Below are 16,373 nucleotides of genomic sequence, written 5' to 3' on the forward strand. Positions count from 1 at the left end.
GTCACTCTTGAGCATCGAACAGCCCTCGGCCACCCGGCGGTGCGTTCACGAGATGGTGGCGGACCAGGCCGCCAGGACACCGGACGCGATCGCGGTCTCCTACCGCGGGCAAACGCTGACCTACCGCCAGCTCGACGCGGCCTCGGACGAACTGGCACAACGTCTCCGCGGCGCCGGAGTCCAAGGCGGGTCGGTGGTCGCGGTCGTCCTCGTGCGGTCGCCGGAACTGATCGTCACCCTGACGGCGGTGCTCAAAGCGGGCGGCGCGTACCTGTATCTCGATCCGGCCGAGCTGGCCGAGCAACGAGCCCGGATCGTGCGGGACGCGCGGACGCGGTTCGCCGTGATCACGGAAGCCACGCGGGAGCAGGCACCCGACGTCCCGACCGTGGTGCGGTACGAGGATGTCGTCACCGGGCAGGCGGAACCGGTCCACGCGCCGGAAGTCGTGCCCGACACGCCAGCCTACGTCTGCTACACCTCGGGATCGACCGGTGAGCCGAAGGGTGTCGTGGTCTCCCACCGCGCGATCCACCGGCTGCTCGACGACCCGTCCTGGATCGATGTCCAGGACGACGACGTGTTCCTGCAGATGACCAGGGTCGGCTTCGACGTCTCGACGTTCGAGATCTGGATGCCGCTGGTCAAGGGCAACCGGCTCGCGCTGGCCCCGCCCGGATTCGCCGACCTTGCCGAGATCGCCGAGCTGATCCGCGCGGAGAAGATCTCCGTGCTGTGGCTGACTTCCGGGCTGTTCCACAAGATCGTCACGCATCAGCTCGACAGCCTCGCCGGGGTGCGGCATCTCCTTTCCGGGGGCGATGTCCTGTCGCCTGCCCACGTACAACGCGTACTCGCCGAGTACCCGCATCTCGTCTTCACCAACGGATACGGCCCCACCGAGAACACCACCTTCACCACGTGCTGGACGACACGGGACAGTGGCGACGCTCCCCGTGTGCCCATCGGGGTACCGATCGACGGCACCACGGTCGCGGTCCTCGACGACGCGATGCGGCCGGTGGCCCCCGGCGAGGTCGGTGAGCTCTGGGTCGGCGGCGACGGGGTCGCCACCGGATACCTGAACCGGCCCGCCGCCACGGCGGAGAAATTCGTGGCGGACCCGGATCCGGCCCGGCCGGGCGGCCGGATGTACCGGACCGGGGATCTCGTTCGCTGGGCCGAAGACGGCACGCTCGACTTCCTCGGCCGGGGGGACCGCCAGATCAGGATCCGCGGCTACCGGGTCGAGCCCAGCACCGTGGAGATGGAACTGCTGGGGCAACCCGGCGTCGAACAGGCCGCCGCGCTCGCGCACATCGACGGAGCGGGCGACGCCCGGCTGATCGCCTATGTCGCGGTCGGCCGGATGCCCCAGGACGACTGGAACGCCTTCGGTATCACCCTGCGTGAGCGGCTCCGGGAAACCCTGCCGCCGCATCTCGTGCCGTGGGCGGTCATCGTGCTGGCCGACATCCCGTTGAACGGCAACGGCAAGGTGAACCGATCGGTCCTGCCGCGCACGAAGGTCCCGCGCAACGTGCCCGACGACTACGTGCTGCCGACGGATCCCCTCGAGCAACGGCTCGCCGAGATCTGGAGCGACGCGCTGATGGTCGAGCCGATCGGGATACACGACAACTTCTTCGACCTGGACGGGCATTCACTGCTGGCCGCCGAACTGCTCGCGGCGCTCCAAGAGGAGTTCGACGTTACTTTGCCCGCCCGCACCCTGTACCTGCGGCCGACCATCGCCGACCTCGCCGAGGAGCTGCGCAAGCAACTCGGTGGCGACGCGACGGATCCTTTGGAGGCGACGGCTGATGCGACAGTCCCATGACCTGACGACGGACCGGCACCCGGCCACCGGATGCCCGATGAGCGGGGCCGCGACGGCCGTCGACGATCCGATGCTCTACAGCGACGGGGATTACCAATCCGTCTGGCAGGACCTTCGCGGCCTGGACCGGCTCAGCTGGAAACAGGTGGACGACCGGCGGGGCTTCTGGTCCGTGGTCAAGTTCGAAGACGCGCACCTCGTCCTTCGTGACGCCGAGACGTTCACCTCGGAACGGGGCACGATGCTGTGCATGCTCGGCATCCAGGACCCGGCGGGCGGCAGGCAACTGCCGGCGACCGATCCGCCGCGCCACACGACCATGCGCGCGTCCCTGCAGAAGGCACTGGCGATCAAACCGATCGAACGCCAGCACGAGATGATCCGTGAGCACGTCGTCGAAGCACTCGAACCGCTCGCCGACGGCGGGACCTTCGACTTCGCCGAGGCGATGCTGGCCCTCCCGGTGGCGGTCGGCGGAACGGCGATGGGGCTGCCGCGGCAGGACTGGCCGGAGCTCGTGCGGCTGCTCACCGCTTCGAGCGCCCCCGACGATCCCGACTACCTGCTCCCCGGCGGGACCCAAGCCACGCTGGACAACGCGCACCGCGAACTGTTCGCCTACTTCCAGGACATCTTCCAGGAGCGGCGCAAGAACCTCGGTGACGACCTGATCAGTGTGCTGATCAACACCGAGATCGACGAGCGCCCCATGTCACCGGGCGAGGTGATGTCCAACTGCTACAGCGTGTTGCTCGGCGCTGCCGTCACCACCCCGCACTCGCCGACCTACGTGCTCGCCGAGCACATGGAGGACGGGCTGCTCGACGAATGGGCCGCCGATCTGAGCGTCACGCCGACCGCGACGGAAGAGGCGATGCGGCTCGCTTCGCCGGTCAGCCACTTCATGCGCTACGCCGTCACCGACACCGAGATCCGCGGCACGAAGATCAAGGCGGGCGACGCCGTCGCGGTCTGGTTCGGCGCGGTCAACCGGGACGAGGAGGCTTTCCCGGACGCGATGACGTTCCAGTTGCGGCGCAGGCCCAACCGGCATGTCTCGTTCGGCCTGGGGCCGCACTACTGCGTCGGGCACAACGTCGCCCGCGTCACGCTCCGGATCGTGTTCGACGAGCTGCTCAGCCGGTTCACCGGATTCGAGTCCGCTGGCGAACGCGCGCGGCTGCGCTCGAACTTCATCTCCGGCTACAAGCACCTGCCCATCACCGCCAGGACACGTTGACCTCCGGAGTGCCGCCGATGCGCAAACGACGAAACAAGTGGCTGCCACGCGAACCGTCGCCCGAAGCCACCGGCAGGGTGTTCCTGATCCCGTACTCCGGCTGCGGCGCCAGCATGTACCGGAACTGGCCGCGCCAGTACGAGGGTGTCGACCTGCTGCCGGTGGAGCTGCCCGGTCACGAGACCCGGCTGTCCGAGCCCAACTTCGAGACTTACCAAGAGCTGGCGAAGCTGATGGCCACCGGGCTCGAGCCGTATCTCGATCTGCCGTACGCGTTCTTCGGGCACTGCGGTTCGGCGCTCGCCGCCTATGAGGTGTCCTCGGAGATCACCAGGGCGGGGCTCCCCCAGCCCGCCACGGTGTACATCTCGTCGCAGGTGGCGCCCCAGGACGGCCCGTTCGGCCGCTTCCTGGAGATGGACGACGACGAACTCGCCGAGGAGCTGAGCAAGCTGAGCCGGGAGCTCGGGTCCGAACCGAACCCGGACCTCATCTCGTTCTACGTCGAAGTGCTGCGCGAGGACGTGGAGACCAACAAGCGGTACGTGATGCCCGATCCGTTCCGGCTCGACTGCCCGGTCACCACGATCGGCTGGACCGAGGACGTCGAGATCCGCCACGACACCATGGGCGGGTGGACGGCTTGCGGTGAAACGGCTTTCAAGCTGCTGCCCGGCAAACACCACCGGTTCATCGACGCGCCGCCCGAGCTGCTGAGCGTGCTGTCCGCCGGACTGGGCGACAGGGACTGAGCGTGGACGAGCGCCGCTGGCTCAAGGGGATGGGCCGTCGCCAGGACGCCAGGATCAGGTTGCTGTGCTTTCACTACGCCGGCGGCAGTGCGTCGATGTTCCGGGACTGGCAGCGCTTGCTGCCGTACTCCGTCGAGCTGGTCGCCGTCCAGCTTCCCGGCCGCGCGGACCGGTTCAGGGAGGCGCCTTACACCAGCATGACCGCGCTCGTCGACCGGCTCGTCGAGGTGCTCAAACCGGCGCTCGACCACCCTTTCGCCTGCTACGGCGCCAGTATGGGCGCCCGTGTTTCCTGGGCGCTGGCGCACGCGCTGCGAGACCGGTGCCTCCCGATGCCACGCAAGCTCTACGTGTCGAGCAGTTCGGGTCCGATACTGGAAGAAGTGGTGCGGGGCTGGAACGAAACCGACGAACAGCTTGTCGCGTACATGCGGGAACTGGGCGGCACACCGCCGGAGGTGCTCGACGACGACGATCTGCTCATGGCGTTGCTGCCCGCGCTGCGTGCCGATCTGACGGTTCTCGGCACCCACGCGTATGACCCGCCGGCGGAACTGGAAGTCCCCATTCACGCTTTCGCCGGGCGTGACGACTTCGAGGCGTCACCGGCACGAATGGCGCCGTGGCGCGCGGAAACGTCCGCGGCTTTCGACCTGGACGTCCTCGACACCGGGCATTTCCTCAACGACAAGAGTTTGCGGCACGTACTCGACGTGCTCGGGAACGACCTCGGCTGAAAGCCTCACCCAGGGGCGGGAACGCTGGGTGCGGTCGCCCGGCGCAGCAGGGCCGCTCTGGTGAGCTCGGCCTTGTTGCCCACGCCGAGCTTGGCCCGGATGCGTTTGACGTAGGTGTCCACGGTATGCGGGCTGATTCCCAGCCGGGTCGCGATCTGGCCGTGGGTCAGGCCTCGCGAGATCTGCACCAGCACCTGTTGTTCGCGCTCCGAGAGATTGCCTTCCACCGGATCGGCCTGTTCACGGGCCGCCGGTATTTCGACGTCACGATAATCGGCCACGTCACGTCCGGAAGTGACCGCCCACACCACGGAGACGAGGTGTTCGATCGAGTCGTGCTTGCTGATCACGCCTGCCGCTCCGGCCTCACGATATCCCTCGCGATCAGCCGCCGTCGCACTGTCGTCGAGTACGAGTACCGCGGTGACCTGTGCCATTTCGGCGATATGCAACAGATCCCGGTCCGGCCGCAGCATGTCCGCGTCGATCAGGACCGCGTCGGCGAACCAGAGGATCTCGCTGTCGGACAGGGATTCCGACGGGGCGACCTCGATTCCCGAATTCGTCAGCGCCTGGACGAGATCAGCGAGATAATCCGGTGAACCGACAAGAACATTCACCCGCATCACGATATCCCCCTCGTTCGAACGGATTCGAGTGCTCCCCGTGCGGTGTTCGACTGTCCGGATCCTTCAGTTGAACATCGGCCGACGACAATCGGCTCCACTGGCGAATTCCGGATAACGTGGACGAATCTCACGGTATCCTGCTTTCAAGGTACTCAAGAACTTCTTGCCAGGCAACGCTGTTATGCCGCGCCAGCTTCGCCACGGTCCGCACGGAGTGCGGCGGGAGGTTGTCGATGTGCTGCTTCCATTCCTCCATACCGGCCGTGTGCGCGTCGAGCCACCGCAGCAGCGCACGCCCCCCGTCGGTGAACCGGAGCGACGGATCCTTGCCCAGTTCCAGGAGTACCGCCCGCCGGTCCAGGCCAGGCGGCGTGTCGGCCTCCTGGTCTTCCACCTGGCCGGTGGAACCGGCCTGCGCCGGACGAACCGTTCTTTTCCGCTGGGGCACCGGATGTTCACCGTTGCGGAGCCTGCGGCGGACGTCCAAGGCCGTGGCCGGGGAGACCCCCGCCGCCGCGGCGATCTCACGGATCGGCGCCTCCGGCCGCCGCTTCATCAAGTCACTCGCCAGCAGCCTGCCTTCGGTGGCGTCGAGTGGACGGGACTTGCCGTCCAGGCCGATCCGGGCCGACACCTTCGCCTGTCCGGTCCCGTCGGCCGAACGCCGCCGGATGGCGCCGACCGTCGTCGCCGAAAGACCGGTGACCGAAGCGACTTTCCGATCCGACCACTGCGGGCGGGCGTGGATGATCCGCGCCGACGCCGCGGTGCGATCGGCCTGCGACAGCGGCAGCCCGTGCGCGATGTTCGTCTCCACCGCGATGACGAAGGCGTCGTCATCGTCACCGTCGTAGAACCGGACCAGGATCTCTCTGCGGCCACGCAGCCTGGCCGCGCGCAACCGGTGCATTCCGTCGATCACCCGCCTGGTCGCCAGCTGCACGACTATCGGCGGCAGCACCGCCTCCGACAAAGCCAGCACCCTGATGTGTTCCGCGCTCTCACCGGCCAGCCTCGGTGAATCCGCGGGAAGCAGTGAATCGACCGGAACCCACTCTTCGGAATAATGAAAGCCGCCTGTCCCCGGCTGATGATTCGTCATCTCCGCGTCCTTCCCCCGGCATCACTCGAAAGACAGCGGATCGAACGCGCTGTCCGAGAGCGGGCCTTCGGAGCGGGCGGCGGCCCAAGGATCCGCCACCGGGCGGTAAACACAAGAAACTCCCCTGTGCCCGCCCGGACAGCGTACCCGGCAATTCCGGACTACAGGTCGAATTCTCCCGGCGCGAGACTGCGTGCCAGGCAGAACTCGTTTCCTTCCGGGTCCGCGAGCACCACCCAGGACCGGCCGTCTCCCTGTCCCACATCCGTCTTGGCCGCGCCGAGCGCGAGCAAGCGCTCCAGTTCGGTCTGCTGGTCACTGTCGATCGGGCAGATCTCGAAGTGCAGCCGGTTCTTGGCGATGGTCTTGGTCTCGGGAACGCGGACGAAGGAAATATTCGGCGCCGCGGGCCCGCTGCGCAACGCGGCCAACCGCTGCTCGTCCGGCTCCTCCGGATCGGGCCCGATCTCGACCGCGTCGCCGTTCTTGTCCTCGTAAACGACGTAACCCAGAACGCCGCACCAGAAATCCGCCAGCCGCCGCGGTTCCACGCTGTCGATGGTCACCCATTCGAACCGACTCGTCATGCACGATGCCTTTCCCTTTCGGATACCTGGGTTCACTCTATTCCATCAACCTGGGTCCGGCGGGCGAGACGGTCTTGTGCGGCGGCGGCCGCCGTTGTTACGGCTGGTCGCCCGAAGCGGCGGTCACCCTGGCACGCAGCAGTTCGTCGGTGGAACCGGGGATCAGCGGGGTGCTGTCCCGTTCAGCGAGGAATTCGGGGCGGGTCTGGTCCACCGTCTGCGGCACGTTGCGCACCGCGTTGAAGGTGATGATCACCAGGCGGCGGCTGATCGCGGACATGTTGGGCGGCGAACCGTGCAGCATCTGGCCGTGGAAGAACAACACGGTGCCCGGCTCGCCGTGGGGCGCGACCATGCCGTTGCGCAGCATGCATTCGCTGAGCGCCTCGGGCGCTATCCGGTACTTCAGCGAAGCGGCCAGCGTCGACGCCCAGTTCTCCCCCTCGTCGAAGGTGACCGGCAGCAGTTCACGGTGCGAACCGGGCACCAGGTAGAGCGGTCCGTTGAACTCCGTCACCGGATCGAGGAACAGCACCGCGCTCAGCGCGTCCGGGGCGGGCATCCCGTCTTCCATCTGCCAGAACAGGAAATCCTGGTGCCATTCCCAGATCCCGCCGCCGAGACCGTGCTTGGCGTTGATCTTGAACTGGTGGATGTAGACGTCGTCGCCGAGCAGCTCGCTCGCGACCTGCATCAGCCGGGGGTCCCGGACGAGCCGGTGGAACACGTCGTTCGTCCGGTGCACGCCGTGTACCGCCCGGACCTTCCCGGAGTCGCTTTCCATGGTGCGCTGCGGCCCCGGCCGCCCGAACTCGGCCTGGGCCTCGTCGCGGAGCGCGGCGAGCTCTTCCGGCGTGAAGAGGCCTTCGTGGACGAAGTATCCCTCCTCGCGATACCGCCTGGTCACTTCGTCTGACAGGTTCACAGATATGCCTCCTTGTCGGTGGTTCCCGGACGGCCCGGTATCCGCCGGCCGGTAACCGGCCCCAGTCATCTCGTCCCGGTCGGCTCTTCGACCGCCGCGGCGTCCTGCACCGCCAGCGCGAACTCGGTCACGGTCGGGAACTCGAACAGCGCTCGCAGCGGGATGTCCACCGCGAACGACGCGCGCACTCTGGCCAGCACCTTGGTCGCCAGCAGCGAATGCCCGCCGAGATCGAAGAAGTCCTCGTCACAGCCGACCTCCGGCACGCCCAGCGCGGTCGCCCAGATCTCGGCGAGCAGACGCTGGGTGGGGGTCTCCGGCGCGAGCCGCCCGGCTCTCTCTTCGTCAGGTCGCCGCGGGTCGGGCAGTGCACGGCGGTCGATCTTCCCGTTCGCGGTCAGCGGCAGCCTGTCCAGCACCACCACGCTGCTGGGCACCATGTAGTCAGGCACCTTCGACGCGGCGTGCGCCCGCAGCTGCTGGGCGAGGTCTTCGGCGCCGGGGCCGGGGCAGCAGACGTAGCCGACCAGCCGGGGGTCGCCCGCCACCTCCCGCACCAGCACGATCGCCTCACTGACACGGGGATCGCTCTCCAGCGCGGCTTCGACCTCGGCGAGTTCCACCCGGAAGCCGCGGATCTTGACCTGGAAATCGGCGCGGCCGAGGAATTCCAGGTCGCCGCCCGGCAGCCAGCGGCCGAGGTCGCCCGTGCGGTACATCCGGCGTCCGGTGCCCGCCGCGAACGGATCGGGCAGGAATCGTTCGGCCGTGACGGCAGGGCGGCCGAGATACCCGCGGGCCAGCCCCTCGCCGCCGATGTGGATCTCGCCGATCACTCCGTCGGGCACGACCTCGCCGCGCTCGTCGAGGAGGTAGACCGACGCGTTGGCGATCGGGCGGCCCACCGGGACCGGAGCAGGCCAGTCGCCGGTCGCCGTCGGCAGGTCGTAACAGGTGACGACATGGGTCTCGGACGGCCCGTACTCGTTGTGCAGCGCCATTCCGGGTGTGCCTGCCAGCCGCCGGACGTCCGGGGTCGCCATGAACTGCTCGGACCCGGAGATGACGGTGCGCAGCGCGGTGGGCAGCACGCCCGCCGCCCGGTAGCCGGCGGCCACCTGCTGCAACGCGGGCGCCGGGATGAACAGCCGCCGGACCTGCCGCGCCTCCAGGACCTTGTGCAGGCCCGCCAGCTCGAACCGCTCGTCCTCGGTGATGAGCACGAGCTCACCGCCGACCATCCAGGTCGAGAACATGTCCTGGACGGACACGTCGAAGGCCAGCGAAGCGAACTGCAGCGTGCGGGGCGGGTCGTCCTGGCTCATTTCGTAGTGCGCGGCCTGCCAGCCGAGCAGGTTGACGACGGCCCGATGGGGCATCGCGATGCCCTTGGGCCCGCCGGTCGACCCGGAGGTGTAGGTCACGTAGGCCAGGTTTTCCGGGGTGAGGCCGGTGCTCGGATTCTCCGGCACCCCCGGTTCCCGGTGGACGCCGTCCAGCGGCCAGATCTCGGCCGCGGTCTCCGGCAGCTTGGCCCGCAGCCCTTCGGTGGTCAGCAGCACCGGCGCGGCCGCTTCGGCCAGTACGGCGCCGATCCGGTCCGCGGGGTTGCGCTGGTCGATGGCGACGTACGCGCCACCGGCCTTCAGCACACCGAGGACGGCGACCACCAGCTCCAGGCCGCGTTCCAGGTACAGCGCGACCCGTGTGTCCGGCCCGACCCCCGCCGCGCGCAACCGGACGGCGAGCAGATTCGCCTTCCCGTTGAGCGCCTCGTAACTCAGCTCCGCCGAGTCGAGACGGACGGCGGTGCGGTCGGGCGTACGGGCCACCTGCTCCTCGAAGACGCTCACCAGCGTGCCCGGCGTGGTCGCGAGGACGGCGCCTTGGCTACGGGAGGCGAGCAGCGCGTCGCGCTCGTCGTGGTCCAGCAAGGGAATCCGGGACGACCGCGGATCGCCACCCGCCGCGATCCCGGTGAGCAACCGGGAGAAGTGCCGCCCCAGCGCGGCGATCGTGTCCGCGGCGAACTCGCCGGTCGCGTAGTCGAAGGACAGCCGCCAGCCGTCACCGAGGCGGCGTGCCCGCAGGGCGAGCGGGTACCGGGCCTCGGGAGCGGGCACGTCGAGCCAGGTGACTTCGACGCCAGGCAAGGTGACGTCGGCCGCGTCCGCCTCGGTGGCTTCGAACCACACCTCGAACAGCGAGTCGCCGCGTCCCCGGCGGCTCGGACTCGCCACCCTGACGACGTCGTCGAACCCGATCTCGCGGTGCACCACGGCGTCGCGCAAGGTGTCACGCACACGGGCGGTCAGCTCGCCGAACGCCGGGTCTCCGGTCAGATCGAGGCGCAACGCGAGAATATGCTGCAGGCAATCGATGTTCTCGCGCGTGTCGCCGTGGTCGGCGAGCACCGGCGTGCCGATCATGAGGTCGGACTGACGGCTGTAGCGGTGCAGCAGCAACGCCCAGGTCGCCAGCAGGACCGTGGAGGCCGGGCAGCCGGTCCGCCCGGCGACGGCGTCCACCGTCTCACCCGCGATGTCGAACGACAGGGTCGCGGACGAGGTCACGTCGCCGCTCTTCGGCAGTCTCGGGAGTTCGAGGCCCACCGGGAAGCCGTCGAGCCGGCGCTCCCAGTACCGCAGCGCCGCCTCGGAGTCCCCCGCCTGATCCCGCGGGGCGGGGTGCGCGCCGACCGGTGGCAGCGAAGCGGCGCGTCCGGCGGTCTCCGCCGCGTAGAACTCGGACAGGTCCCTGGCCAGCAACCGGACCGACCACTGGTCGAACGCGATCTGGTGGACCACCACGCCTTGCAGATACGCACCGGGGCCATAGCGGACGAGCGTGGCACGGAAGACCGGCCCGGCCGCGAGATCGATCGGAACGCGGGCGGCGGTCTCCACCAGCCGCAACGCTTCGGCCTCGGACCCGGCCTCGTCGGGCACGACGGACAGTGGACTCGACGGTTCGTCGACGACCCGCGTCGGCATCCCCGCCGAGTCGGCGAACCTGGTGCGCAGGGCCGGGTGACGCTCGCTGAGCCTGCCGAAGGCCGCCCGCAGGGCGGAGACGTCCACCTCGCCGGACAACCGCCAGGCGAACGCGAGGTTGTAAGCGGCGCCGCCGGGGTCGATCTGAGCGAGGAACCACAGTCCGCGCTGGAACGACGAGGCCTGGCTGAACGATTCGTACGGTTCCCCGGCCATTACCCACTCCAGTACGGTGTGACGGCGAGCGACCACGAAATCGTCACGGCGTCCCCCATCGGGCCACAAGTCCGGTAAGCCACTGACAGCGTCGATTTCCCTTGCTCACAACGTTTCCGGGTTCACCGCCAGCCGCGCCGCGGTCTCGGATTCGGACAGTTCCGCCACCATGGCGAGCACCTCCCGCAGGTCGGATGGCGACGCCTGCTGGAGCCGCCGCGACCGCACCTGTTCGGCGAGCAGCTCCACGGTCAGGTGCGCGGTGAGCAGATCGGCCAGCTGCAGTTCGACGCGCAGGATCGCCCTGATCCGGCTCAGCACCTTGGTGGCGAGCAGCGAATGCCCGCCGAGGTCGAAGAAGCTGTCGTGCACGCCGATCCCCGGCACACCGAGGACCTCGGTCCAGATCTCGGCGAGCCGCGTCTCCAGCTCGTCCCGCGGTGCGACATGCGGGATCTCGCTGTCCCTGGTCAGGGTGACGGCGGGCAACGACGGCCGGTCGACCTTGCCGTTCGCGGACACCGGAATCGACGGCAACCAGGTGAACACGGCCGGGACCATATGCGACGGCAGACGCTCCCTCAGCACGGCGAGCAACCGGTCGGACTCCGGCGGGGTCGCGGTGTCGGACACCAGGTACGCCGCCAGGAACCGCCCGCCCCGCGGATCCTCGGGGGCGACGACGACGGCGTCGACGACTCCCTCGATCTCCCGCAGCGCCGCCTCGATCTCACCCAGCTCCACCCGCTGGCTCCGGATCTTGATCTGGAAGTCCAGCCGTCCCCAGAACTCCAGCGTCCCGTCGTCGATCCACCGGACCTGGTCCCCGGTCGCGTACAGCCGCTCGCCGTCACCGAACGGGCTCGGCACGAACTTGGCGGCGGTCAGCCTCGGCTGTCCCGCGTAACCCGACGCGAGCTGGCAGCCGCCGATGAACAGCTCGCCGACCACGCCCACCGGCACCGGGGACAACCGCCGGTCCAGCACGTACAGCGTCACGCCGGGGGTCGGGCCACCCAGCGACACCCGCGCTCCGAGTGGTTCGGCGACTTCGTGCAGGGTTATGTCGACGGCCGTTTCCGCCGGGCCGTAGGTGTTGACGAGCCGCACGCCGGGGAAGGCCCGCAGGAAATCGCTTGCCAGCACGGCGGGCAGCTCTTCCCCGCTGGCCATCACCACGCGCAGCGCCGGGTACCGGCCCTCGACACCGCATTCGAGGAAAGCGCGCAGCATCAACGGCACGAAGTGGCAGATCGTCACGCCGTGGCGTTCGAGCACGCCGTGCAGGTACACCGGATCGCGGTGACCACCGGGTTCCGCGAGCACCATCCGTGCCCCGGTCAGCAGCGGCCACACCAGTTCCGGCATCGACACGTCGAACCCGATCGGCGTCTTGATCAGCGCGACGTCGTGTGCGGTCAGGTCCAGCCGTTCTTCGAACGTCCGCAGCCGATTCGTCAGGCCGCCGTGGGTGTTCACCACGCCCTTCGGCGCACCCGTGGAGCCGGAGGTGAACAGCACGTACGCCGGGTCCTCCGGGCCGAGTACGACGGCCGGTCGCCCGGCGGGCTGCGCGGCGATCTCCCGCTTGAGGTCGCCGTCGTCGAGACGAACACGGTCGACACTGGCCGGGAGCCGCTCGTGCAGAGACTGCGTCGTCAGGACCTTCACCAGATCGGCCTCGGCGACCATCCGCGCCAGCCGTCCGGCGGGATTGGCCGGATCCAGCGGGACGTAGACGCCGCCCGCCTTCCAGATCCCCCACAACGCCACGACCATGTCGGTGCTGCGCTCCAGGCAGATCCCGATCCGCGATCCGCGTTCCACACCCTGGCCGCGCAGCCACCACGCGAGCCGGTTCGCGCGCTCTTCGACCTCGGGCACCGACAGCGCCTCGCCGCCGTCCATGATCAGGGCCTTCTCGGGGCCCGCCTGATCCGCGACCGCTTCGAACCACTCGACCGTCGTCGGGTGCCCTGTGGACGGCTCGCCGCCGTAACCGATCTGGAGGACGCCTGCTTCCCCGGATCGGGGCATGATCGGCAGCCGCCACACCGGGAGCCCGGCATCGGCGACGCCGGCCCGCAGCACCTCCGCGAAAGCCGACACCAGCCCGGCGGCCGCGGTTTCGGTGAGAACGTCCTTGGCGTACTCCAGGAAACCCGTCAGGCCGCCGGTCTCGGCCGGGGAGAACTCGAGGGAGACATCGAACTTCGCCGTCGCCGTGGGGATCTGCTCGACCTGGACCGATCCCAGAACCGGCAGCCGGTCACGGAGCACGAGCAGGTTCCGCACGATCGACAGCCCGTGCGCGCCTGCCTGATCCTGCCCGGCGGCGCGCACGATCCGTTCGAAGGGCAGTTCCTGGTGCGCGTACGCCCCCAGGCAGGCTTCCCGTACCCGGCCCAGCAGTTCGCCGAAGCTCGGGTCGTCGCCGAGATTCACCCGCAAGGGCAGGGTGTTCGCGAAGAAACCGACCACTTCGGACAGTTCCGGGCGGGACCGGCCCGCGGTGGCCGTGCCGAGTACCACGTCGACCTGCCCGGACCACCGCGACAGCGCCACCGACCAAGCCGCGGCCAGCACCATGAACGGCGTCAGCTCATGGGCGGCCGCCAGTTCGCGCACCTTCGAGAGCAGGTCCGGCGGGACTTCGGCGGCCAGCGTGGCGCCCTCGAACGATCGGGTCGCCTCCGACGGCCCGTCGGCGGGCAGTTCCAGCGGGACCGCGCCTGCCAGCCGTTCCCGCCAATAGGCGTCGGCCTCGCCGAAGCCTTCGCGAGAGTCCGTTTCCCGCTGCCACGCGGCGAAATCCCGGTACCGCGTCGGCACTTCGGGCAGCACGGGAACGGCGCCACCGGCCAGTGCTTCGTACACTGTGGACAGTTCCGAGGTCAGGATGCCCAGCGAGGTGTCGTCGGCCACGATGTGGTGCACGCACAACGCGAGCACCCACCGGTCAGTCGCGGAGACCCGCATCAGGGCCGCGCGCAGCAACGGCGGCGAGCCGAGGTCGAACGGTTCCGCGGCGAGCCGCGCGCAGGCTTCGTCGAGCGCCGCGTCGTCCGCCACCTGCGACACCGGAAGGTCGAACCGGGCCGCGGCGTCGGCGACCACGTGCTGTCCGACCTGGCCATCGGCGTCGAGCCGGAAACCGGTGCGCAACAAGGCATGCCGGTCGATGAGCAGGCGGATTCCGTCGAGCAGGGCCTGGTGGCCGGGTTCGCCGGACCAGTCGACGCGACCGGCGATGTGATACGCGGACGAGGCGCCGACCTGGTCGAGCAGCCACAACCGCTCCTGCCCGAACGACGCGGGGGCCGTCGTGGCGTCGTCGAGCCGCGGGATCCCGTCCGCGCGGGTGCCTTCCCGTGTGGTCTTGGCGATCTCCGCCGCCGTCCCGCCGGACAGCAGCCAGTCCAGTGCCACCTCGACGCCGAGCTCGGTCTGCAATGCCGCGCGCAACCGCATCGCGCGCAGGGAGTCGAGGCCCTGGCCGACGAGCGGCCGGTCCGGCTCCAGCGCGGAAGGGGCGAGCTGGAGCGCTTCGGCGACCAGCTCGGCCACTGCGTCGTGCGCTTTGCCTGCCAGGTTTTCGGGCTGCCCGGTGTCCGGGACCGTCATGGTGACCAGCACCGGCAGCGTCCCGTCGAGGTAGGCGTCCCGGCAGGCGGACCGGCGGACCTTGCCGCTGGAGGTCCTCGGCACACTTCCGGGGCGTACCAACGCGATGTCGTGCAGGTCGAGTCCATGTTCACCGGTGACGGCTTCGCGTACCGCGCGGACTGTCTCCGCGAGATCGGCGGATGCGAAGCCTCTGGCCACCTCGTGCACCAGGACGACCCGCTCGGTTTCCGCGTCTTCGACGGCGAACGCGGCACCCCGGCCCGCGGCCAGCACCGCGCCCGCCCGCGCCGCGGTCAGCTCGATGTCGGCCGGGTAGTGGTTCGCCCCGCGGACCACGATCAGCTCCTTGAGCCTGCCGGTCACGAAGAGCTCACCGGCGCGCTGGAAACCGAGATCGCCGGTACGCAGCCAGGTCCGGTCCTGGTCGTCGTCGGCCAGCCTGGCGCCGAACGCGCGCGCGGTCTCTTCCGGAGCCTGCCAGTAGCCAGCGGTCACCGAAGGCCCGCTGACCCAGATTTCGCCGACACTCCCGTCCTGGCACTCGCGGAAAGTCACCGGGTCGGCGATGACGAGCGCGGCACCTTGAACCGGCCCGCAGCCGACCAGTGTCACGCCCGATCCGGCCTCGACGGCGGTGCCCGCGGACAGCTCGCCACGATCGACGGTCAGCTCGGTCGGGAGAGCGGGCTTCGACACGCCGGTCACGAACAACGTCGCCTCGGCGAGCCCGTAACAGGGCAGGAACGCTTCGGCGCGGAACCCGGCCGGGCCGAAGCGTTCGGCGAAGGCACGCAAAGTCTGCGAGCGCACCGGCTCCGCGCCGACCAGCGCGTGCCGCCAGCGGCTCAGGTCCAGCCCCTCGGCCTCCTCGTCGCTGACACGGCGCACGCATTCGGCGTAGGCGAAGTCGGGAGCCGCGCTGGCCGTCGCGCCGAAATCGCTCATCGCCCGCAGCCAGCGCACCGGACGATGCAGGAAAGCCAAGGGGGACAGCAACATCCCTGGGAATCCACTGTAGAGCGGCTGAAGGATCCCGCCGATCAGGCCCATGTCGTGGTACGGCGGCAGCCAGCTCACGCTGCGGGTGTCCTGATCCGGCGAGAGCACGCCGGCGATCACCGCCGAGTTCTCCAGCAGGTTGCCGTGGCTGACCAGGACACCCTTCGGCCGCGCGGTGGAGCCGGAGGTGTACTGCAGGAACGCGATCGCGGCCGGATCCGGGGATCCGGCCGTCCACTCCCCTGCCTCGGCGACGTCGGTGTCTTCGGTGGCCAGCAGCCACCGGACGGATTCGACACCGGGGCCGTCCGGGCCGTCGAACCGCGCGCGGACGGCGGCCAGGCTCGCCGCGTCGGTCATGGCCACCACCGCGCCGGAGTCCGCGGACAGCGCGAGCACCCGCTCCAGTCCCAGCCGATTCGCCGGCGGATACACCGGCACCGCCGTCACCCCGGCGTACAGGCAGCCGAAGAACGCGGTGACGTACTCCGCGCCGGGTGGGTAGAGCAGCAGCGCCCGGTCACCGGGCCGCACGTCGGCGGCCAGCAGCCGGACCGCCACGACCCGTGCGGCGGTGTCGAGCTCCCGGTAGGTGACCGGGCGCTCGCCACCCTCGCCGTCGGCGAACACGTACGCGACGTCCGACGGCTGTTCGGCCGACCGGCCGGTGAGCAGCCCGATGAGATCGGCTCGCTGGGTGGGCAGTCTCATGGATTCACTCCTGTA

10 protein-coding genes are annotated in these 16,373 nt (G+C 69.4%); 4 read left to right on the forward strand and 6 right to left on the reverse strand.

Annotated features, from left to right (window positions below; translation table 11 throughout):
- The first annotated feature begins 7 nt into the window (after positions 1-7).
- The 4 genes from AMYAL_RS46710 to AMYAL_RS0133840 are packed head-to-tail and all read left to right on the forward strand — an operon-like array spanning position 8 to position 4,569.
- Positions 8-1,840, forward strand: a complete 1,833-nt coding sequence (locus AMYAL_RS46710; protein WP_209447262.1) for a non-ribosomal peptide synthetase — start codon at positions 8-10, stop codon at positions 1,838-1,840.
- Positions 1,824-3,080, forward strand: coding sequence for a cytochrome P450 (locus AMYAL_RS0133830; RefSeq protein ID WP_143267881.1), 1,257 nt, complete (start codon positions 1,824-1,826; stop codon positions 3,078-3,080). The genes AMYAL_RS46710 and AMYAL_RS0133830 overlap by 17 nt, the downstream gene beginning before the upstream one ends.
- Positions 3,081-3,097: 17 nt before the next feature.
- Positions 3,098-3,832: a thioesterase II family protein gene (locus AMYAL_RS0133835; RefSeq protein ID WP_020635731.1), complete on the forward strand. Its 735-nt coding sequence runs from the start codon at positions 3,098-3,100 to the stop codon at positions 3,830-3,832.
- Between the two features lie 2 nt (positions 3,833-3,834).
- Positions 3,835-4,569 (forward strand): thioesterase II family protein, encoded by a 735-nt coding sequence (locus AMYAL_RS0133840; RefSeq protein WP_143267880.1) that lies wholly within the window; start codon positions 3,835-3,837, stop codon positions 4,567-4,569.
- Between the two features lie 5 nt (positions 4,570-4,574).
- Here AMYAL_RS0133840 and AMYAL_RS46715 read toward each other — a convergent pair whose 3' ends face one another.
- The 6 genes from AMYAL_RS46715 to AMYAL_RS0133870 all read right to left on the reverse strand — a co-directional run bounded on the left by AMYAL_RS46715 (position 4,575) and on the right by AMYAL_RS0133870 (position 16,358).
- Positions 4,575-5,189, reverse strand: coding sequence for a response regulator transcription factor (locus AMYAL_RS46715; protein WP_209447263.1), 615 nt, complete (start codon positions 5,187-5,189; stop codon positions 4,575-4,577).
- 136 nt (positions 5,190-5,325) lie between these two features.
- Positions 5,326-6,300 carry a ParB N-terminal domain-containing protein gene (locus AMYAL_RS0133850; protein WP_020635734.1) on the reverse strand — a complete coding sequence of 325 codons (975 nt, stop codon included), beginning with the start codon at positions 6,298-6,300 and terminating at the stop codon, positions 5,326-5,328.
- A gap of 161 nt (positions 6,301-6,461) precedes the next feature.
- Positions 6,462-6,887 carry a VOC family protein gene (locus AMYAL_RS0133855; RefSeq protein WP_020635735.1) on the reverse strand — a complete coding sequence of 142 codons (426 nt, stop codon included), beginning with the start codon at positions 6,885-6,887 and terminating at the stop codon, positions 6,462-6,464.
- Between the two features lie 97 nt (positions 6,888-6,984).
- Positions 6,985-7,812: a phytanoyl-CoA dioxygenase family protein gene (locus AMYAL_RS0133860; protein WP_020635736.1), complete on the reverse strand. Its 828-nt coding sequence runs from the start codon at positions 7,810-7,812 to the stop codon at positions 6,985-6,987.
- A 65-nt stretch (positions 7,813-7,877) separates the two neighbouring features.
- A complete protein-coding gene (locus tag AMYAL_RS0133865; RefSeq protein ID WP_020635737.1) occupies positions 7,878-11,021 on the reverse strand; it encodes a non-ribosomal peptide synthetase in 3,144 nt (1,047 codons plus the stop codon).
- A 105-nt stretch (positions 11,022-11,126) separates the two neighbouring features.
- On the reverse strand, positions 11,127-16,358 hold the full coding sequence (locus AMYAL_RS0133870; RefSeq protein ID WP_020635738.1) for a non-ribosomal peptide synthetase: 5,232 nt from the start codon (positions 16,356-16,358) through the stop codon (positions 11,127-11,129).
- Positions 16,359-16,373 lie beyond the last annotated feature (15 nt).

This window comes from Amycolatopsis alba DSM 44262, from assembly GCF_000384215.1.
GTDB lineage: Bacteria > Actinomycetota > Actinomycetes > Mycobacteriales > Pseudonocardiaceae > Amycolatopsis > Amycolatopsis alba.

Excerpts from the sequence above, each read along its gene's own strand:
- AMYAL_RS0133830 (WP_143267881.1), top strand. The coding sequence starts at position 1,824 with ATGCGACAGTCCCATGACCTGACGACGGACCGGCACCCGGCCACCGGA.
- AMYAL_RS0133835 (WP_020635731.1), top strand. The coding sequence starts at position 3,098 with ATGCGCAAACGACGAAACAAGTGGCTGCCACGCGAACCGTCGCCCGAA.
- AMYAL_RS0133850 (WP_020635734.1), bottom strand. The coding sequence starts at position 6,300 with ATGACGAATCATCAGCCGGGGACAGGCGGCTTTCATTATTCCGAAGAG.
- AMYAL_RS0133855 (WP_020635735.1), bottom strand. The coding sequence starts at position 6,887 with ATGACGAGTCGGTTCGAATGGGTGACCATCGACAGCGTGGAACCGCGG.
- AMYAL_RS0133865 (WP_020635737.1), bottom strand. The coding sequence starts at position 11,021 with ATGGCCGGGGAACCGTACGAATCGTTCAGCCAGGCCTCGTCGTTCCAG.
- AMYAL_RS0133870 (WP_020635738.1), bottom strand. The coding sequence starts at position 16,358 with ATGAGACTGCCCACCCAGCGAGCCGATCTCATCGGGCTGCTCACCGGC.